The sequence below is a fragment of the Nonomuraea sp. NPDC046570 genome (genome assembly GCF_040645915.1).
GTDB lineage: Bacteria > Actinomycetota > Actinomycetes > Streptosporangiales > Streptosporangiaceae > Nonomuraea.
Genome location: NZ_JBEYZF010000012.1, coordinates 18,748 through 35,191 on the forward strand (window position 1 = coordinate 18,748; position 16,444 = coordinate 35,191).

At 70.0% G+C, this 16,444-nt stretch carries 15 protein-coding genes; 13 read left to right on the forward strand and 2 right to left on the reverse strand.

Going from position 1 to position 16,444, the window contains the following annotated elements:
* Positions 1-21 precede the first annotated feature (21 nt).
* From ABZ911_RS20405 to pssA, 4 genes are all read left to right on the forward strand, one after another.
* On the forward strand, positions 22-1,098 hold the full coding sequence (locus tag ABZ911_RS20405; protein WP_358057669.1) for a glycosyltransferase family 4 protein: 1,077 nt from the start codon (positions 22-24) through the stop codon (positions 1,096-1,098).
* Between the two features lie 195 nt (positions 1,099-1,293).
* On the forward strand, positions 1,294-2,286 hold the full coding sequence (locus tag ABZ911_RS20410; protein ID WP_358057672.1) for a TerC family protein: 993 nt from the start codon (positions 1,294-1,296) through the stop codon (positions 2,284-2,286).
* A 146-nt stretch (positions 2,287-2,432) separates the two neighbouring features.
* Entirely contained in the window at positions 2,433-3,044 is a 612-nt protein-coding gene (locus ABZ911_RS20415) for a phosphatidylserine decarboxylase (RefSeq protein ID WP_358057675.1), read from the forward strand.
* Complete coding sequence (gene pssA, locus ABZ911_RS20420; protein WP_358057678.1) at positions 3,031-3,858, forward strand: CDP-diacylglycerol--serine O-phosphatidyltransferase; 828 nt, start codon at positions 3,031-3,033, stop codon at positions 3,856-3,858. Before ABZ911_RS20415 ends, pssA begins: the two co-directional genes overlap by 14 nt.
* 144 nt (positions 3,859-4,002) lie before the next feature.
* Here the strand turns inward: pssA and ABZ911_RS20425 are convergent, their stop codons facing one another.
* Both ABZ911_RS20425 and ABZ911_RS20430 read right to left on the reverse strand, forming a co-directional pair.
* The gene (locus ABZ911_RS20425) at positions 4,003-4,659 is read right to left on the reverse strand and encodes an MBL fold metallo-hydrolase (protein ID WP_358057681.1); all 657 of its coding nucleotides are present in this window, start codon (positions 4,657-4,659) and stop codon (positions 4,003-4,005) included.
* Positions 4,656-5,441: a maleylpyruvate isomerase family mycothiol-dependent enzyme gene (locus tag ABZ911_RS20430; RefSeq protein WP_358057684.1), complete on the reverse strand. Its 786-nt coding sequence runs from the start codon at positions 5,439-5,441 to the stop codon at positions 4,656-4,658. Before ABZ911_RS20430 ends, ABZ911_RS20425 begins: the two co-directional genes overlap by 4 nt.
* A gap of 217 nt (positions 5,442-5,658) precedes the next feature.
* Between ABZ911_RS20430 and uvrA the strand changes: the two genes are divergently transcribed.
* The 9 genes from uvrA to ABZ911_RS20475 all read left to right on the forward strand — a co-directional run bounded on the left by uvrA (position 5,659) and on the right by ABZ911_RS20475 (position 16,442).
* A complete protein-coding gene (uvrA, locus tag ABZ911_RS20435) occupies positions 5,659-8,499 on the forward strand; it encodes an excinuclease ABC subunit UvrA (protein WP_358057687.1) in 2,841 nt (946 codons plus the stop codon).
* 220 nt (positions 8,500-8,719) lie between these two features.
* Positions 8,720-9,157, forward strand: coding sequence for a Rieske (2Fe-2S) protein (locus ABZ911_RS20440; protein WP_358057690.1), 438 nt, complete (start codon positions 8,720-8,722; stop codon positions 9,155-9,157).
* Positions 9,158-9,261: 104 nt separating this feature from the next.
* A complete protein-coding gene (locus ABZ911_RS20445; protein WP_358057693.1) occupies positions 9,262-9,732 on the forward strand; it encodes a Rieske (2Fe-2S) protein in 471 nt (156 codons plus the stop codon).
* A gap of 59 nt (positions 9,733-9,791) precedes the next feature.
* Positions 9,792-10,244 (forward strand): Rieske 2Fe-2S domain-containing protein, encoded by a 453-nt coding sequence (locus ABZ911_RS20450; protein WP_358057696.1) that lies wholly within the window; start codon positions 9,792-9,794, stop codon positions 10,242-10,244.
* A 118-nt stretch (positions 10,245-10,362) separates the two neighbouring features.
* Positions 10,363-12,321 carry an excinuclease ABC subunit UvrC gene (gene uvrC, locus ABZ911_RS20455; RefSeq protein ID WP_358057699.1) on the forward strand — a complete coding sequence of 653 codons (1,959 nt, stop codon included), beginning with the start codon at positions 10,363-10,365 and terminating at the stop codon, positions 12,319-12,321.
* Entirely contained in the window at positions 12,318-13,196 is an 879-nt protein-coding gene (gene rapZ / locus ABZ911_RS20460; RefSeq protein ID WP_358057702.1) for an RNase adapter RapZ, read from the forward strand. The genes uvrC and rapZ overlap by 4 nt, the downstream gene beginning before the upstream one ends.
* A gap of 95 nt (positions 13,197-13,291) precedes the next feature.
* Positions 13,292-14,263 (forward strand): 2-phospho-L-lactate transferase CofD family protein, encoded by a 972-nt coding sequence (locus tag ABZ911_RS20465; RefSeq protein WP_358058328.1) that lies wholly within the window; start codon positions 13,292-13,294, stop codon positions 14,261-14,263.
* A 72-nt stretch (positions 14,264-14,335) separates the two neighbouring features.
* Complete coding sequence (gene whiA, locus ABZ911_RS20470; protein ID WP_358057705.1) at positions 14,336-15,316, forward strand: DNA-binding protein WhiA; 981 nt, start codon at positions 14,336-14,338, stop codon at positions 15,314-15,316.
* Between the two features lie 256 nt (positions 15,317-15,572).
* On the forward strand, positions 15,573-16,442 hold the full coding sequence (locus tag ABZ911_RS20475; RefSeq protein ID WP_358057708.1) for an ABC transporter substrate-binding protein: 870 nt from the start codon (positions 15,573-15,575) through the stop codon (positions 16,440-16,442).
* The last annotated feature ends 2 nt before the right edge of the window (positions 16,443-16,444 follow it).

Sequence of the window (16,444 nt, forward strand, 5' to 3'; positions counted from 1 at the left end):
CGCGAGAGGAAGTGCGTGACCATGCGGGTGGCTTTCGTGCTGGGCACGACCTCAGGAGGCACGGGCCGGCACGTCGGCATGCTGGTCGAGGGTCTGGTACGGCGAGGCCACCAGGTCGTCGTCGCCGGACCCCCCAGCGTCGGGCACGCGTTCCGCTACGCCGCGACAGGGGCGCGCTTCACCCCCATCCCCGTCTCCGACCGGCCACACCCGGTCAACGACGCGCGCGCCGTGGCCGCGATCAGGCGGATCGCCCGCGGGGCGGACGTCGTGCACGCCCACGGCCTGCGGGCCGGCGCGCTGGCCGGGCTCACCGGAACCCGCACCCCCCTGATCGTGACGCTGCACAACGCGCTGACCGCCGGCGGATTCGTCGGCGCCGTCCACGCCGCCCTCGAACGGGTGGTGGCCAACCGGGCGCACACGGTGCTGGTCGTCTCACCCGACCTGGGCGAGCGGATGCGGGCCCTCGGCGCACGCCGTGTCCAGGCGGCCGTCGTCCCCGCGCCCGTCCTGCGCCCCGCCCACCGCCCGCCCGCCGAGGTCCGGGCCGAACTGGACGCGGGCCAGCGGCCGATCCTGCTGACGATCGCCAGACTGGCCCAGCAGAAGGGCCTGGAGACCCTCCTCGACGTCTCCGCCGCGCCGCTGCCGCGCTCGCCGCTGTTCGTGGTCGCGGGGGACGGGCCGCTGCGGGCCGGGCTGCAGACGAGGATCGAGCGGGAGCGGCTGCCCGTGGTCCTGCTGGGCAACCGGGACGACATCCCCGATCTGCTGGCCGCCGCCGACGCCGTGCTGTGGCCGAGCCGGTGGGAGGGGCAGCCGCTGAGCCTCAGCGAGGCGCTGGCCGCCGGGCGGCCGGTGATCGCGACCGAGGTGGGCGGGATTCCCGGACTGCTGGGTGGGGCGGGGGTGCTGGTGCCGTACGGGGACGTGGGGGCGATGCGGCGGGCCGTTCATGAGGTGCTGGAGGAGCCGGGTGAGGCGGCGCGGCTGGCCGAGGCGGCGGTGCGCAGGGGAGCGGAGCTGCCGCGGGCGGACGACGCGGTCGAGGCCGTGGTGGGTGTTTACCTTTCGTCCGCAGGCGTGGAAGATTAGGCGGCGCTCACACGTTCTCCTATACTGCTTTGGTTAAGGGAGGGGAGTATCCCTTCGCGTCAGCCTCGTCATCACGGTTCGCTCCGTCCCATGGAGCCCCCGGGGCTGTCGGTCCGCAGCATCCAGAGTCACTGATGGTCGCGGGCGGGAGAGACCTCCGGCTGTCTGTCATGCGCGCCGGAGGTTTATATCATCATGGTCATCCCCACGTGGGCTTGGATCGCCGTCATCGGCGGTCTGCTGGTCATCCTCGCCGTCGATCTGTGGATTGTTGACCGGGGTGAGGCCCGGGAGTTCTCGATGAAGCAGGCGGGCTTCTGGGTCACGTTCTATGTGGCACTGGCTGTGATCTTCGGGATCGTGCTCTGGATCACCGCGGGGCCGGCCAAGGCGGGTGAGTTCTTCGCCGGGTACATCACCGAGTACAGCCTGAGCGTCGACAACCTGTTCATCTTCTTCATCATCATGAGCCGGTTCGCGGTGCCGAAGATCTACCAGCACAAGGTGTTGCTGGTCGGCATCCTGATGGCGCTGGTCATGCGCGGCATCTTCATCGCCCTCGGCGCGGCCGCGCTGGAGCGCTTCAGCTGGCTGTTCTACGTCTTCGGCGCCTTCCTCGTCTACACGGCGATCAACCTGATCCGCCAGCACGGCAAGGACGACGACGACTTCAACGAGAACGCCCTGCTCAGGTGGGTGCGCAAGGCCTTCCCGACGACGCCCGACTACGTCGGCTCCAAGATCACGGTCAAGATCGACGGCAAGCGCATGGTCACCCCGATGCTGATCGTCATGATCGCCATCGGCAGCACCGACCTGCTGTTCGCCCTCGACTCCATCCCGGCGATCTTCGGCCTCACCCAGGACGCCTTCATCGTCTTCACCGCCAACGCGTTCGCCCTGATGGGACTGCGTCAGCTGTACTTCCTGCTGGGCGGTCTGCTGCAGCGTCTGGTGTACATCACCTACGGCTTGGCGTTCATCCTTGGATTTATCGGGGTTAAGCTGATTCTGGAGGCTCTGCACGCCAGCGAGGTCTCCTGGGCGCCAGAAGTGCCGATCTCGGTCTCGCTCTCCGTCATTGGCGGGACGATGGTGATCACCACCGTCGCGAGCCTGCTCAAGTCCCGTAGCGACGCGCGCAAGGGGAAGGAAAGCACCACCCCCGCGCCGACGAAACAGGGCTAGCTAAACGGTGTTCGAGGCGCTTTGCTTGTCTAGTTGCGCCGTGTAATAGTTTCGGGTTCTGTAACATCACGGCAAAGCGCCCTGCCCGTAGTCACCATCAAAGGTTGTCCGTGTCAGACGATTCTGCTAGCCACAAGGCCGGTCGCGTGCGACTCGCGCGCGGCGTCTCCCCGTGGCTCTTCCCGACTGTGGCCGCCGCGGCCGTCACCACGCTGCTCAGCCGCCGTGACCGGCGCTGGGCGCTGGCGGCCGTGCCGCTGACCGCGCTCACCGGCGGCATGCTCTGGTTCTTCCGCGACCCCGACCGCCGGTCCGGCGAGGGGCGGGTGCTCTCGCCCGCCGACGGCGTGGTGCAGAGCATCGATCCATGGCCGGACGGCCGCACCCGGGTCGCGATCTTCATGAGTCCACTGAACGTGCACGTCAACCGGGCCCCCCTTGCGGGAACCGTCACCTCCGTGCAGCATGTGGCGGGTGGGTTCCTGCCGGCTTTCAACAAGGACAGCGACCAGAACGAGCGCGTGGTGTGGCATTTCGAGACCGCGCTCGGCGACATCGAGATGGTGCAGATCGCGGGCGCGGTGGCGCGCAGGATCGTGCCGTATGTAAACGCCGGAACCAAGCTCGCGCAGACCGAACGCATCGGGCTCATCCGGTTCGGCTCACGGGTCGACATCTACCTTCCCGAAGGCATCTCTCCCGCGGTGGCCGTGGGTGAGAAGACGATGGCGGGGGTGACCAGAATTGACCGCGGCTGACGCAGGCGGCTGGCAGGCCGAAGACCAGGAACCGCGGGGTCCGGTGGGCAAGGCCTTCCGGCTCTCCGCCGCGGACTCGCTGTCGCTGGGCAACGCGCTGTGCGGCTTCCTCGCCGTGTGCGTGCTGGCCACGTCGGCGATCCAGTCGCTCACCGCAGGGAAGGGCTTCGCGCCCGCTCCCGGCTACTTCGCGACCGCCGTGGTGCTGCTGCTCATCGGCGCGACCTGCGACCTCTTCGACGGCCTCGTTGCCAGGCGGTTCCGCGCCTCGGCGATGGGCGCCGAGCTCGACAACCTCGCCGACGTGATCAGCTTCGGCTTCGCGCCCGCGTTCATGGTGGTGATCTGGGGCGGGTTCACCGACAAGGTGGAGTTCTGGGCGGTGATCGTGGCCGCCTCGTCGGTGCTGATCGCCGGCTGCGTCCGCCTGGCCAGGTTCGCCTGCGTGAAGACCACGAGCGGCGACTTCATGGGGCTGCCCATCCCGATGGGCGCCATGACGGTCGTGTCGATCGTCATGCTGTTCCAGCCCAGCTACCTCTCCCTGCTCGCGGTGCTGGCCGTGGCCTGGCTGATGGTGAGCCGGGTGGAGTACCCCAAGCCCAAGGGGCAGCTCGCCGCCATCGTGCTCGGCTGGATCATGGTCAATGTGGCGTTCCTCACGTTCTGGGTCGCCTGGCCCGAGGGTGGGGACATGCCGATCAAGGTCGGCGCCACGATGCAGATCGCGCTGGTCGCGGCCATCCCGCTGCGGATGCTGTTCTACAAGCGCGAGCAGCGCAGGGAGCGCAAGGAAGCCGAGCGCATCGGCTGAGTTCCCGACACGCGTTCAAGGCGGGCACCGGAGATTCCGGTGCCCGCCTTTCGTACGTCGGTTTGGATGGCAGGGGATCCGGCGGGCGCCGCCGAGCGCATCGCACGGGTCTTCTCCCGCCGTACGGCCTGACCCGCCGGTGGGTCACCAGCCGCGGGCCAGCCATTCGGGCAGCGACGGGCGCTCGGCGCCGAGCGTGGTGTCCTTGCCGTGGCCCGGGTACACCCAGGTCTGGTCGGGCAGCCGGTCGAAGACGCGCTCGACCACGTCGGTGTAGAGGCGCTCGAACCGCTCCGGGTCCTTCTGCGTGTTGCCGACGCCGCCGGGGAACAGCGAGTCGCCGGTGAACAGGTGCCGCTCCTCGTCGCCGCCGTCGTACAGCAGCGCGATCGAGCCCGGCGTGTGCCCGCGCAGGTGGATCACCTCCAGGGTGACCGTGCCCACCGTGATCGTGTCGCCGTGCTCCACCAGCCGCTCGACCGGCACCGGCAGGGCGGGCGCGTCCAGCGGATGGGCGATCGGCGTGGCGCCGGTCACCTTGGTCACCTGCTCCAGCGCCTGCCAGTGGTCGCCGTGCCGGTGGGTGGTGACGATCGAGCTGATCGGACCCTCGTCCACGAACGCCAGCAGCCGGTCGGCCTCGGCGGCCGCGTCGATCAGCAGCCCGTCCCCGGTCTCCGTGCAGCGCAGCAGGTAGGCGTTGTTGTCGAACGGTCCCACGGCGAGCTTGGCGATCCTCAGGCCGGGCAACTCGCGCACGTCGGCGGGACCGCCGACCTTGACGTCACCGGTGTATGTCACGGAGTCCTCCTCGTCGGGTAGTGCTGCGGAGGCGCCGCCGGCAGTCCTTCGGGGGCGGGCGCCGTCATCCACGGCGGCTCCGGCAGCGGATGCTGCGGCCCGTCGTGCCCCTCACGCACCACCCTAATCCCCTCTCCCGCCGACCTGCCCGTCAACCAGACGAGCAGGTCACGGGCACTGCCCTCGACGACGGGGCCTTCGCCCAGGTCTGTCCAGGTCTCACCGCCGGTCACGCGGATCTCGCCGACCGTGCTCCGGCCGTACGGCCACAGGGCCCGGCAGTCGTGCAGTTCGCGCAGTACGAACTCCTCCGGCCAGTCGGCCGGGGTGTAGCCCGCGCCCAGGTCCACGTGGTGCAGCTCGACCTCGCGCAGCCGGCGCACCAGGGTGTACCAGGCGGGGTGTGTGGGCGGGCGCAGGCCGCCGACCATGGTCGACCAGCCCTCGGCCGGCACCGCGGCGATGGCCTTGGCCAGCCGCTCGGCGCTCGCCCGCAGGTCGGCGAGCTGCTCCCGCGCCCCGCGTCCGGCTCCGGCGGCGATTCCGGCCTCCCGGAAGCCGGGGTCGGGGTACTGCGGGGTCACGATGCCGGTCCTGGCCCACACCAGCAGGTTGACGTGGCTGTCGGCGTTCCTGGCCACGTGGGTGAGAACGTGGCCCCGGGACCAGCCGGGCAGCGAGGAGGGGGCCGCCACGTCCTCGTCGGAGAGACCGGCCGCGGTGGCGGCCAGCCGTTCGCCGGCGGCGGCGAGTTCGGCTCGGAGAGAATCAAGAGCGCTCATATCCGACATTTCAGCAGAAGGTGGGGTGGCGTCGATCGTCGGGCATAACACTGCCGGTGAGCCGGTTGAATGGTGAAGGGCCCGACGGACGCAGGAGAAGGCCGTAGCCTGTAGGGGAAGTCTTTCCGGCAGCCGCCCCCTGGGTCACCGGAAACTGTCGGACCCTCCGTCTACCATCCCCCGTGGACCTATTCAGACCTTCGACATCGGGATCGCCGTGGCAGACCGCCTGATCGTGCGTGGTGCACGAGAGCACAACCTCAAAGACGTCTCGCTCGACCTTCCGCGAGACTCGCTGATCGTCTTCACCGGGCTGTCGGGCTCCGGCAAGTCGAGCCTGGCCTTCGACACGATCTTCGCTGAGGGGCAGCGCCGCTACGTAGAGTCGTTGTCCGCCTACGCCAGGCAGTTCCTCGGCCAGATGGACAAGCCCGACGTCGACTTCATCGAGGGCCTGTCGCCCGCGGTCTCCATCGACCAGAAGTCCACCAGCCGCAACCCCCGCTCCACCGTCGGCACGATCACCGAGGTCTACGACTACCTGCGCCTGCTCTGGGCGCGCATCGGCAAGCCGCACTGTCCCGTGTGCGCGCGGCCGATCGCCAGGCAGACCCCGCAGCAGATCGTCGACCGGGTGATGGAGCTGGAGGAGGGCACCCGCTTCCAGGTGCTGGCCCCCGTCGTGAGCGGGCGCAAGGGCGAGTACGCCGAGCTCTTCCGTGAGCTGCAGACCAAGGGCTTCGCCCGGGCACGCGTCGACGGCACCGTGATCAGGCTCGAAGAGCCGCCGACACTGAAGAAGTACGAGAAGCACGACATCGAGGTCATCGTCGACCGGCTGTCGGTGAAGGAGTCCTCGCAGCGCAGGCTGACCGACTCGGTGGAGACCGCGCTGCAGCTGTCCGGTGGCACGATCACGCTGGAGTTCGTCGACCTGCCGGAGGACGACCCGGGCCGCGAGCGCTTCTACTCCGAGCACCTCTACTGCCCCTACGACGACCTGTCGTTCGAGGAGCTGCAGCCGCGCTCGTTCTCCTTCAACTCGCCCTTCGGCGCCTGCCCCGAGTGCACCGGCCTGGGCACCAAGATGGAGGTCGACCCCGAGCTCGTCGTGCCCGATCCGGAGCTGGAGCTCGGCGGCGGCGCGCTGCATCCCTGGTCGGGCGGCCACACCTCCGAGTACTTCGTCCGCCTCATCGAGGCGCTCGGCCACGCGATGGGCTTCACCCTCGACACCCCGTGGGAGAAGCTGCCGAAGAAGGCCCAGAAGTCCCTGCTGTACGGTCACGACGAGCAGGTCCACGTCAGCTACAGCAACCGCTACGGCCGCCAGCGCTCCTACTACACCACCTACGAGGGCGTGATCCCGTGGGTGCAGCGCAGGCACGCCGAGGCCGAGTCCGACTCGACCCGGGAGCGGTTCGAGGGCTACATGCGCGAGATCCCCTGCCCGGTGTGCAAGGGCGCCAGGCTGAAGCCGGTCTCGCTGGCGGTCACCGTCGCCGACAAGTCGATCGCCGAGGTGTCGGCGATGTCGATCGGCGAGTGCGCGACGTTCCTGGCGGGACTGACGCTGTCCGAGCGTGACATGCAGATCGCCGAGCGGGTGGTCAAGGAGATCAACGCCCGGATGGGCTTCCTGCTCGACGTCGGCCTCGACTACCTGACGATGGACCGGGCCTCCGGCACGCTGGCCGGCGGCGAGGCGCAGCGCATCAGGCTGGCCACCCAGATCGGCTCCGGCCTGGTGGGCGTGCTGTACGTGCTGGACGAGCCGTCCATCGGCCTGCACCAGCGCGACAACATGCGGCTGCTCGACACGCTGGTCAGGCTGCGCGACATGGGTAACACGCTGATCGTCGTGGAGCACGACGAGGACACGATCGCCGCCGCCGACTGGGTGGTCGACATCGGGCCCGGCGCGGGCGAGCACGGCGGCCAGGTGGTCGTCTCCGGCACCGTCCAGGACCTGCTCAACTCCGAGGACTCGCTGACCGGCGCCTACCTGTCCGGCCGCAAGAGCATCGCGGTGCCCGCCAAGCGCCGCAAGCGCGACAGGAAGCGGCAGATCACGGTCAAGGGGGCGCGCGAGCACAACCTCAAGGGCGTCGACATCGACTTCCCGCTCGGGGTGTTCACCGCCGTCACCGGGGTGTCCGGGTCGGGCAAGTCGACGCTGGTCAACGACATCCTCTACAACGCGCTGCACAAGGAACTGCACGGAGCCAGGACGGTGCCGGGGCGGCACTCCCGGATCACCGGCATGGACCTGGTGGACAAGGTCGTGCACGTCGATCAGTCGGCGATCGGGCGCACCCCGCGCTCCAACCCGGCGACCTACTCCGGGGTGTTCGACCACGTGCGCAAGCTGTTCGCGCAGACCACCGAGGCGAAGGTGCGCGGCTACCAGCCGGGGCGGTTCAGCTTCAACGTCAAGGGCGGGCGCTGCGAGGCGTGCGCGGGCGACGGCACCATCAAGATCGAGATGAACTTCCTGCCGGACGTCTACGTTCCCTGCGAGGTGTGCCACGGGGCGCGCTACAACCGGGAGACGCTCGAGGTCCACTACAAGGGGAAGACGATCTCCGAGGTCCTGGACATGCCGATCGAGGAGGCGCTGGCCTTCTTCGACGCCATCCCGGGGATCAGGCGGCACCTGCAGACGCTCAACGACGTCGGTCTCGGCTACGTGCGCCTGGGACAGCCTGCCACGACGCTGTCCGGCGGTGAGGCGCAGCGGGTGAAGCTGGCCTCCGAGTTGCAGCGGCGGCAGACCGGGCGGACCATCTACGTGCTCGACGAGCCGACCACTGGCCTGCACTTCGAGGACATCCGGCGGCTGCTCGGGGTGCTCGGGCGGCTGGTCGACGGCGGGAACACGGTGATCGTCATCGAGCACAACCTCGACGTGATCAAGACGGCCGACTGGGTGATCGACATGGGGCCCGAAGGCGGATCCAAGGGCGGCACGCTGGTCGCGGCCGGCACGCCCGAGGACGTGGCGCTCGTCGACGACAGTCACACGGGGCGTTTCCTGCGGAAGATCCTCGAAGTCTGAGAGGGCGCGGATTCCGGGGCCCGCGCAGGTCTGAGTGGCCTGCGCGGGTCGCGGACGGGGTTTCTTCGGACCCTCGCGCGTCAGGACAGCCTTCGTCCCCAGCCCTCGGGCCACTTGTCGAATCCCCTGGATGAGTGACCGAAGGGGGTCGCCCATAGAGTGAAAGGCAGGCAAAGTCCTGCCCTGCAGGGGGTTCGGAGCGAAGCGGAGGGTCGGGGAGATGACGGGTGCGGAGCGCGGTTTCGGCATGCCCGAGTTCGGGCGGCGCGAGGCGCTGGGGGTCGCGGGCGTGGCGGTGTGCGGCGTCGCGCTCGCCGGCTGCGGAGGCGAGCAGGGGGCGGGGAAGGCCGTCGTGCCGCCGGGCATCAAGGGCAAGGTCATCGCCGGTACCGCCGACATCCCGGTCGGCGGCGGCAAGGTGATCCACGAGTGGAAGATCGTCGTCACCCAGCCGACGTCGGGGGTGTACAAGGCGTTCACCGCGAGCTGCCCGCACAAGGGCTGCGCGGTCGCCAGCCCCGAGAACGGCGTGATCCCGTGCCCGTGCCACGGCAGCGAGTTCGCCGCGGACTCGGGCAAGTGCCTGAAGGGGCCGGCGAAGGCGCCGCTGGCGGAGTTCGCGCTGAAGGTGGACGGGGACGGGATCGTCATCCTCTGAAGCGGTAAATGTGCATGGTTCCCCGACTTCTGGTCCGGCACGATGAACCGGTATCCAGGTGCCCGCCGTACCTGAGGTGAGACCAGAACCCTGGGAGGGTGACCATGGCTGACACGACACGTCGCGCGGTGATGTTCGGGGCCGGAGGCGCCGGGCTGACCGCGGTGCTCACTGCCTGCGCCGGTTACGGCCAGCCCACGGACACCGCGGCGCGGGAGGAAGCGGCGCCACAGGGCGGGGATCCGGCGGCGCCGACGGGCAAGACGGACAAGCCGGAGAAGGCGGGCGGGGCCAAGCTGGCCGCCACCGCCGACATCCCCGAGGGCGGCGGGAAGGTCTTCACTAAGGAGAAGATCGTCGTCACCCAGCCGGTGGCGGGGGAGTTCAAGGCGTTCTCGGCGACCTGTACGCACCGGGGCTGCACGGTGGCCTCGGTCGAGTCGGGCACGATCAACTGCCCGTGCCACGGCAGCCAGTTCAAGGTCGAGGACGGCTCGGTCGCCGGTGGGCCCGCGCCCAAGGGGCTGCCGGAGAAGAAGATCAAGGTGGACGGGGACGCCATCTTCCTGGCGTAGGCCCGTTCGCGGCCGGTCCTTTAACAATTCTCTCAGCAGAGTGCGGTTTGTTGGACGGCATGAGAGAAGAGCTTCAGAGCCGCAGGACCGTCATAGCGGGTGTGGGCGCGGGCGGGCTGGCCGTCGTGCTGGCCGGGTGCGGCGGGTCCACCGAGGCTACTCCGCAGGCGGGGGCCACCGGCGCCCCGGCCACCACCGATGCTCCGAGCACGAGCGCGGCCCCCGGCGGGCAGTTGGTCGGCACCGCCGACGTCCCCGTGGGCGGCGGGACGATCCTCAAGGAGCAGAAGATCGTCGTGGTCCAGCCGGTGGCGGGGGAGTACAAGGCGTTCTCCGCGTCCTGTACGCACAAGGGGTGCGCGGTCAGCTCCGTGGAGTCGGGCGTGATCGTCTGCCCGTGTCACGGCAGCAAGTTCAGCGTCGAGGACGGCTCGGTGAAGGACGGCCCCGCCACCAAGGCGCTGCCCGAGGTGCAGATCAAGGTGGACGGCACGTCGATCACCCTGGCGTGAGCCGCGGCCTGCCGTACCGGGCCCTCCGGTACGGCGGGCCGCGCGAACCGGCCGGGCGCTCCGGGACGGCGGGCCCGCGAGATCCGGTCTGTCGGTCCCGGCCGATAGTCTGGGAGATGTGGCGAGATCCGCGGGCAGCCCCCTGAGTTTCCGGCCGAAGTCCGGTTCCATCCCCGACTCACCCGGGGTCTACAGGTTTCGGGACGCGACGTCCCGGGTGATCTACGTGGGCAAGGCCAAGAGCCTGCGCCAGCGGCTCAACTCCTACTTCGCCGACTTCGCCGGCCTGCACCCGCGCACCCAGACGATGCTCACCACCGCCACCGCGGTCGACTGGACCGTGGTCGGCACCGAGGTGGAGGCCCTGCAGCTCGAATACTCCTGGATCAAGGAGTTCGACCCGCGCTTCAACGTCAAGTACCGCGACGACAAGTCCTACCCCTACCTCGCGGTCACCATGGGCGAGGAGTTCCCGCGCGTGCAGGTGCTGCGCGGCGCCAAGAAGAAGGGCACCCGCTACTTCGGCCCCTACTCCCACGCCTGGGCCATTCGCGAGACCGTCGACCTGCTGCTGCGCGTCTTCCCGGTGCGCACCTGCAGCGCGGGCGTCTTCAAGCGGGCCGGGCAGGTCGGCAGGCCGTGCCTGCTGGGCTACATCGACAAGTGCTCGGCGCCGTGTGTCGGCCGGGTCAGCCCCGAGGAGCACCGCGACCTCGCCGAAGACTTCTGCGACTTCATGGGCGGCAACACCGCCCGCTTCATCAGGCGCCTCGAGAAGGAGATGCGCGAGGCCGCCGGCGAGCAGGAGTACGAGAAGGCCGCCCGGCTGCGCGACGACGTCCAGGCGCTGCAGCGGGCCCTGGAGAAGCAGGCCGTCGTGCTCGGCGAGGGCACCGACGCCGACGTGATCGCCCTGGCCGAGGACCCGCTCGAAGCCTCCGTCCAGGTCTTCTACGTGCGCGGCGGGCGCATCAGGGGCCAGCGCGGCTGGGTGGTCGACAAGGTCGAGGAGACCACCCCCGGCGAGCTGGTCGAGCAGTTCCTGCTGCAGATGTACGGCGACGCCGCCCCCGAGTCACTGCCCCGCGAGGTGCTGGTGCCCGCGATGCCGCCGGACGCCGAAGCGGTCGCCGAGCTGCTGTCGGAGCACCGCAAGGCGCGCGTGGAGCTGCGCGTGCCGCAGCGCGGCGACAAGAAATCGCTGATGGAGACCGTCGAGCGCAACGCCAAGGAGTCGCTGGCCCAGCACAAGATCCGCCGCGCCAGCGACCTGACCACCCGCAGCAAGGCGCTGCAGGAGATCGCCGACGCGCTCGACCTCGACCAGGCGCCGCTGCGCATCGAGTGCTACGACGTCTCCCACCTGCAGGGCGAGAACGTCGTGGCGTCCATGGTGGTCTTCGAGGACGGCCTGGCCCGCAAGAGCGAGTACCGGCGGTTCGCCGTCAAGTCCAAGGAAGGCGACGTCGCCTCCATCCACGAGGTGATCACCCGCAGGTTCCGGCGCTATCTGGAGGAGCGCTCGGCCACCGGCGAGCTGACCGCGCAGGACGACGCGCTCGGCCCGATCGACCCCGAGACCGGCAGGCCGCGCAAGTTCGCCTACCCGCCCAACCTCGTGGTCGTCGACGGCGCGGGCGCGCAGGCCGCCGCCGCCCAGCGCGCGCTGGACGAGCTCGGCGTCGACGATGTGGCGGTGTGCGGCCTGGCCAAGCGCCTGGAGGAGGTCTGGCTGCCCGGCGACGACCAGCCGGTCATCCTGCCCCGCTCCAGCGAGGGCCTCTACCTGCTGCAACGCGTGCGTGACGAGGCGCATCGGTTCGCCATCACCTACCATCGTTCCAAGCGGTCCAAGGCCGTGAAGGAGAGCGCGCTCGACGGCGTGCCCGGCCTCGGGCCGGCGCGCAGGCAGGCGCTGCTGAAGCATTTCGGCTCGGTGAAGCGGCTGCGCGATGCCACCGTGGAGGAGATCTGCGAGGTCCAGGGCATCGGCCGGGCCACCGCCGAGGTGATCGTGTCGACGTTGAGGGGGAGCGCTGACGTGCCGCCCGAACGCAGTGACGGAGTGAGGCCATGAGTACGAAGGAGCACACGGAGTCGGCGTTCGTCATCGTCACCGGCATGTCGGGGGCGGGGCGCAGCACCGCGGCCAAGGCGCTGGAGGACCTGGGCTGGTTCGTCATCGACAACCTGCCGCCGGGCCTGCTGTTCGCCATGGCCGAGGAGGCGGGCAGGGTGAAGCTGGCCGCCGACAAGGTGGCCGCCGTGGTGGACGTGCGCAGCCTCGCCTTCACCAGCGACCTCAACGCCGCCATCGAGGAGCTCGAGGCCCGCGGCGTGCGCGTGCGCGTGGTGTTCCTGGAGGCCAGCGACGAGGAGCTGGTCCGCAGGTTCGAGAACGTCCGCCGCCCGCACCCGCTGCAGGGCGAGGGCCGCCTGGTCGACGGCATCGCCCGCGAGCGCGGCATCCTGCGCGAGGTGCGCGCCAACGCCGACCTGGTGATCGACACCTCCTCGCACAACGTGCACGAGCTGCGCAACAAGATCGTCACCTACTTCGGCGGGGAGGACCGTCCCGGCCTGCGAGTCAACGTCCTCTCCTTCGGCTTCAAGTACGGCCTGCCGGTCGACGCCGACCTCGTCGTCGACTGCCGGTTCCTGCCGAACCCGCACTGGGTGCCCGAGTTGCGGCCGATGAACGGCCTCGACGCCCCCGTCCGCGACTACGTCCTCAACCAGCCGGGCGCCAAGGAGTTCCTCGACGCCTACGAGGAGGTGCTCGGGGTGGTGGCGGCCGGTTACGCGCGGGAGGGCAAGAGCTATGTGACGCTGGCGGTGGGCTGCACGGGCGGCAAGCACCGCAGTGTCGCGATGGCCGAGCAGGTCGGCGGTCGGCTGCGAGATCGCGGGATGGAGGTCCAGGTGAGCCACCGGGATGTAGGCCGCGAGTGACCGACGGGCGCGTGGGCCTGACCGGCGGGGGGGCGGTGCCGTACCCGACGGGTGTGCCCGGGAGTGGGTCGCATGAGGCGGCCGGTGGGTTGCGGGTGGTGGCGCTGGGCGGGGGGCACGGGCTGTACGCCTCGCTGTCGGCGTTGCGGGTGGTGACCGGTGAGCTGACCGCGGTGGTCACCGTAGCCGACGACGGCGGCTCCAGCGGGAGGTTGCGGCGCGAGCTCGGCGTGCTGCCTCCCGGGGATCTGCGCATGGCGCTGGCCGCGCTGTGCGGCGACGACGAGTGGGGCAGTACGTGGAGCGCGGTCGTCCAGCACCGCTTCGGCGCGACCCGCCCGCGGCTGGAGGCGTGCGGTCTTGAGGCGGGGGACGGGGCGGCCGGCGAGGGGGAGTTGCACGGGCATGCCGTGGGCAATCTGCTCATCGTGGCGCTCTGGGAGCTGCTCGGTGACACCGTGGCCGGGCTCGACTGGGTCGGCAGGCTGCTCGGCGCGCACGGCAGGGTGCTGCCGATGGCGTCGGTGCCGCTCGACATCCTCGCCGAAGTGGAGCTCGACGGCGTCGTCTCCACGGTGACGGGCCAGGTGGCCTGCGCGCTCACCCCCGGCCGGGTGCGGGCGATCTCCCTCATCCCGAAGAACCCGCCCGCCTGCCCCGAGGCGGTGCGCGCAGTGCTGGACGCCGATTGGGTGGTGTTCGGGCCGGGCTCGTGGTTCACCAGCGTGCTGCCGCACCTGAAGGTGCCCGAGCTGGCCGAGGCGCTGCACGTCACCAAGGCCAAGCGGCTGGTCACGCTCAACCTCGCCCCCCAGCCGGGCGAGACCGACGACTTCTCCCCCCAGCAACACCTGGAGGTGCTCAGGCGGCACGCGCCGGACCTGGTGATCGACGTCGTTCTGGCCGACACCGGCGTGGTCGACGACCCCGACGCGCTGGAGAAGGCCGTCGCCGCGATGGGCGGGCGCCTGGTCATGGCGGACGTCGCGGCCGAGGACGGCTCCCCCCGGCACGACCCACGACGTCTTGCCTCCGTCCTGGACGAGATTTTCCTCCAGAAGCGTTGATCCTGGTCGGGGCGCCTCGAAGGTGCGAGAGACTGCTGGAGAGCCGGTCTGTATGGGGGAGGACTAACGCTTATGGCGATGACAGGTGTGGTGAAGGACGAGCTGAGCCGCCTGCCGGTGCTGAAGCCTTGCTGCCGCAAGGCGGAGGTCTCGACGCTGCTGCGGTTCGCGAGCGGACTGCACCTGGTGGGCGGCCGCATCGTGATCGAGGCGGAGCTGGACACCAACGCCACCGCGCGGCGGCTGATCAAGGACATCGGCGAGGTCTTCGGGCACAAGGCGGAGGTGCTCGTGCTCGCGCCCGCTGGGCTGCGCAAGGGCTCACGCTACGTGGTCCGCGTCTACCGCGACGGTGAGGCGCTGGCCCGGCAGACCGGCCTGATCGACAACCACGGCCGCCCGGTGCGGGGCCTGCCGCGCCAGGTGGTGGCGGGCGCCTCCTGCGACGCCGAGGCCGCCTGGCGCGGAGCGTTCCTGGCGCACGGCTCGCTGACCGAGCCGGGCCGGTCGATGTCCCTGGAGGTCACCTGCCCCGGCCCCGAGGCGGCGCTGGCGCTGGTCGGGTCGGCGCGGCGGTTGAAGATCCACGCCAAGGCCCGCGAAGTGCGCGGCGTCGACCGGGTGGTGGTCCGCGACGGCGACGCCATCAGCGCGCTGCTGACCAGGCTCGGCGCGCACGACAGCGTGCTGGCCTGGGAGGAGCGGCGGATGCGCCGCGAGGTGCGGGCGACGGCCAACCGGCTGGCCAACTTCGACGACGCCAACCTGCGCAGGTCGGCGCGGGCCGCGGTGGCGGCCGGCGCCCGCGTGCAGCGGGCGCTGGAGATCCTCGGCGAGGAGGCTCCCGACCACCTGGTGATCGCCGGGCGGCTGCGCGTCGAGCACAAGCAGGCCTCGCTGGAGGAGCTCGGCCAGATCGCCGACCCGCCGCTGACCAAGGACGCCATCGCGGGCCGCATCCGGCGCCTGCTGGCGATGGCCGACAAGCGCGCCTCCGACATGGGCATCCCCAACACCGAGGCGAATCTCACCGTGGACATGCTCTCGTCCTGACCCCGAGCGCCCCAGGCCCTCCCGCCGCACCCGCGGCGGGAGGGCCTTTTTCGTGTACGGCGACCGCCCCGACCTGGCGAAACGCTCCTCAAAGCGGGCGTTAGGTAAAGACTGCGGCGAGCGTAGTCAAACACTGGAACACCTGTGTAATGTAACGCCCATCATCACTGACATTTCAGTGACGCATCAATGGCTGTGGGGGGCTCAGCGGACCAACCCGGCGCTGTGCAGAACCGAACCCAGGAAAAGGTGAAGCGTGAAGAAGCCGCTCAAGATCACCGGCGCTGCCGCACTGGCCGCGTGCCTCGTCACCCTCGCCGGTTGCGGCGGCTCGGACGGCTCCAAGGCCGCGAGTGACAAGCCCTTCGGCGAGTGCGAGATCTCCGCGAACCCGCCCATCCACAAGCTCGACACCATGACCGAGGGCGAGCTCACCGTCGCCGCCTCGCTGCCGTACCCGGCCGGATACCGGGGCAACACGCTCGACAGCGTGGACGGCGGTTACATGTACTGCCTGGACGCGGAGATCGCCAACCGGGCCGGGCTGAAGAAGATCAAGCTGGTCAACGCCTCCTTCGAGGCCCTGGTGACCGCCAAGTCCTCCAGCTTCGACTTCGCGGTGTGGGACATCGTCGTGACCCCGGAGCGCAAGAGGGCGGTGGACTTCGCCTCGCCGTACAACACCTACCTGACCGGCGTCCTGGTGAAGAAGGGGTCGGAGCTGACGGCTGAGTCGATCAAGCAGTCCACGGTGGGCGTGCTGGCGGGGTCGGTGCAGCTCAAGTATCTGCAGGAGACGTTGAAGCCCAAGCAGACCAGGGTGTTCAACTCCAACGACGACCTGTTCAACGCCGTGCTCGCCGGGCAGATCGACGCCGCGGTGAACGACACGGCCACGGTGATGCCGCGCGCCGCCAACTCCGGCGGCAAGCTCGAGGTGATCGGCCGCTACCCGATCGGCGGCGACGTCGCCCCCCTGCTCCCCAAGGGGTCGGCCAACGTCGAGGTGCTGAACAAGATCCTCGGTGACATGAAGGAGGACGGCACCCTCGACAAGATCATGGACAAGTGGCTCAACCCGATCCTGGGCGGGGACCCGGACACCCTGCCGGAGTGGGCGGCCTGACC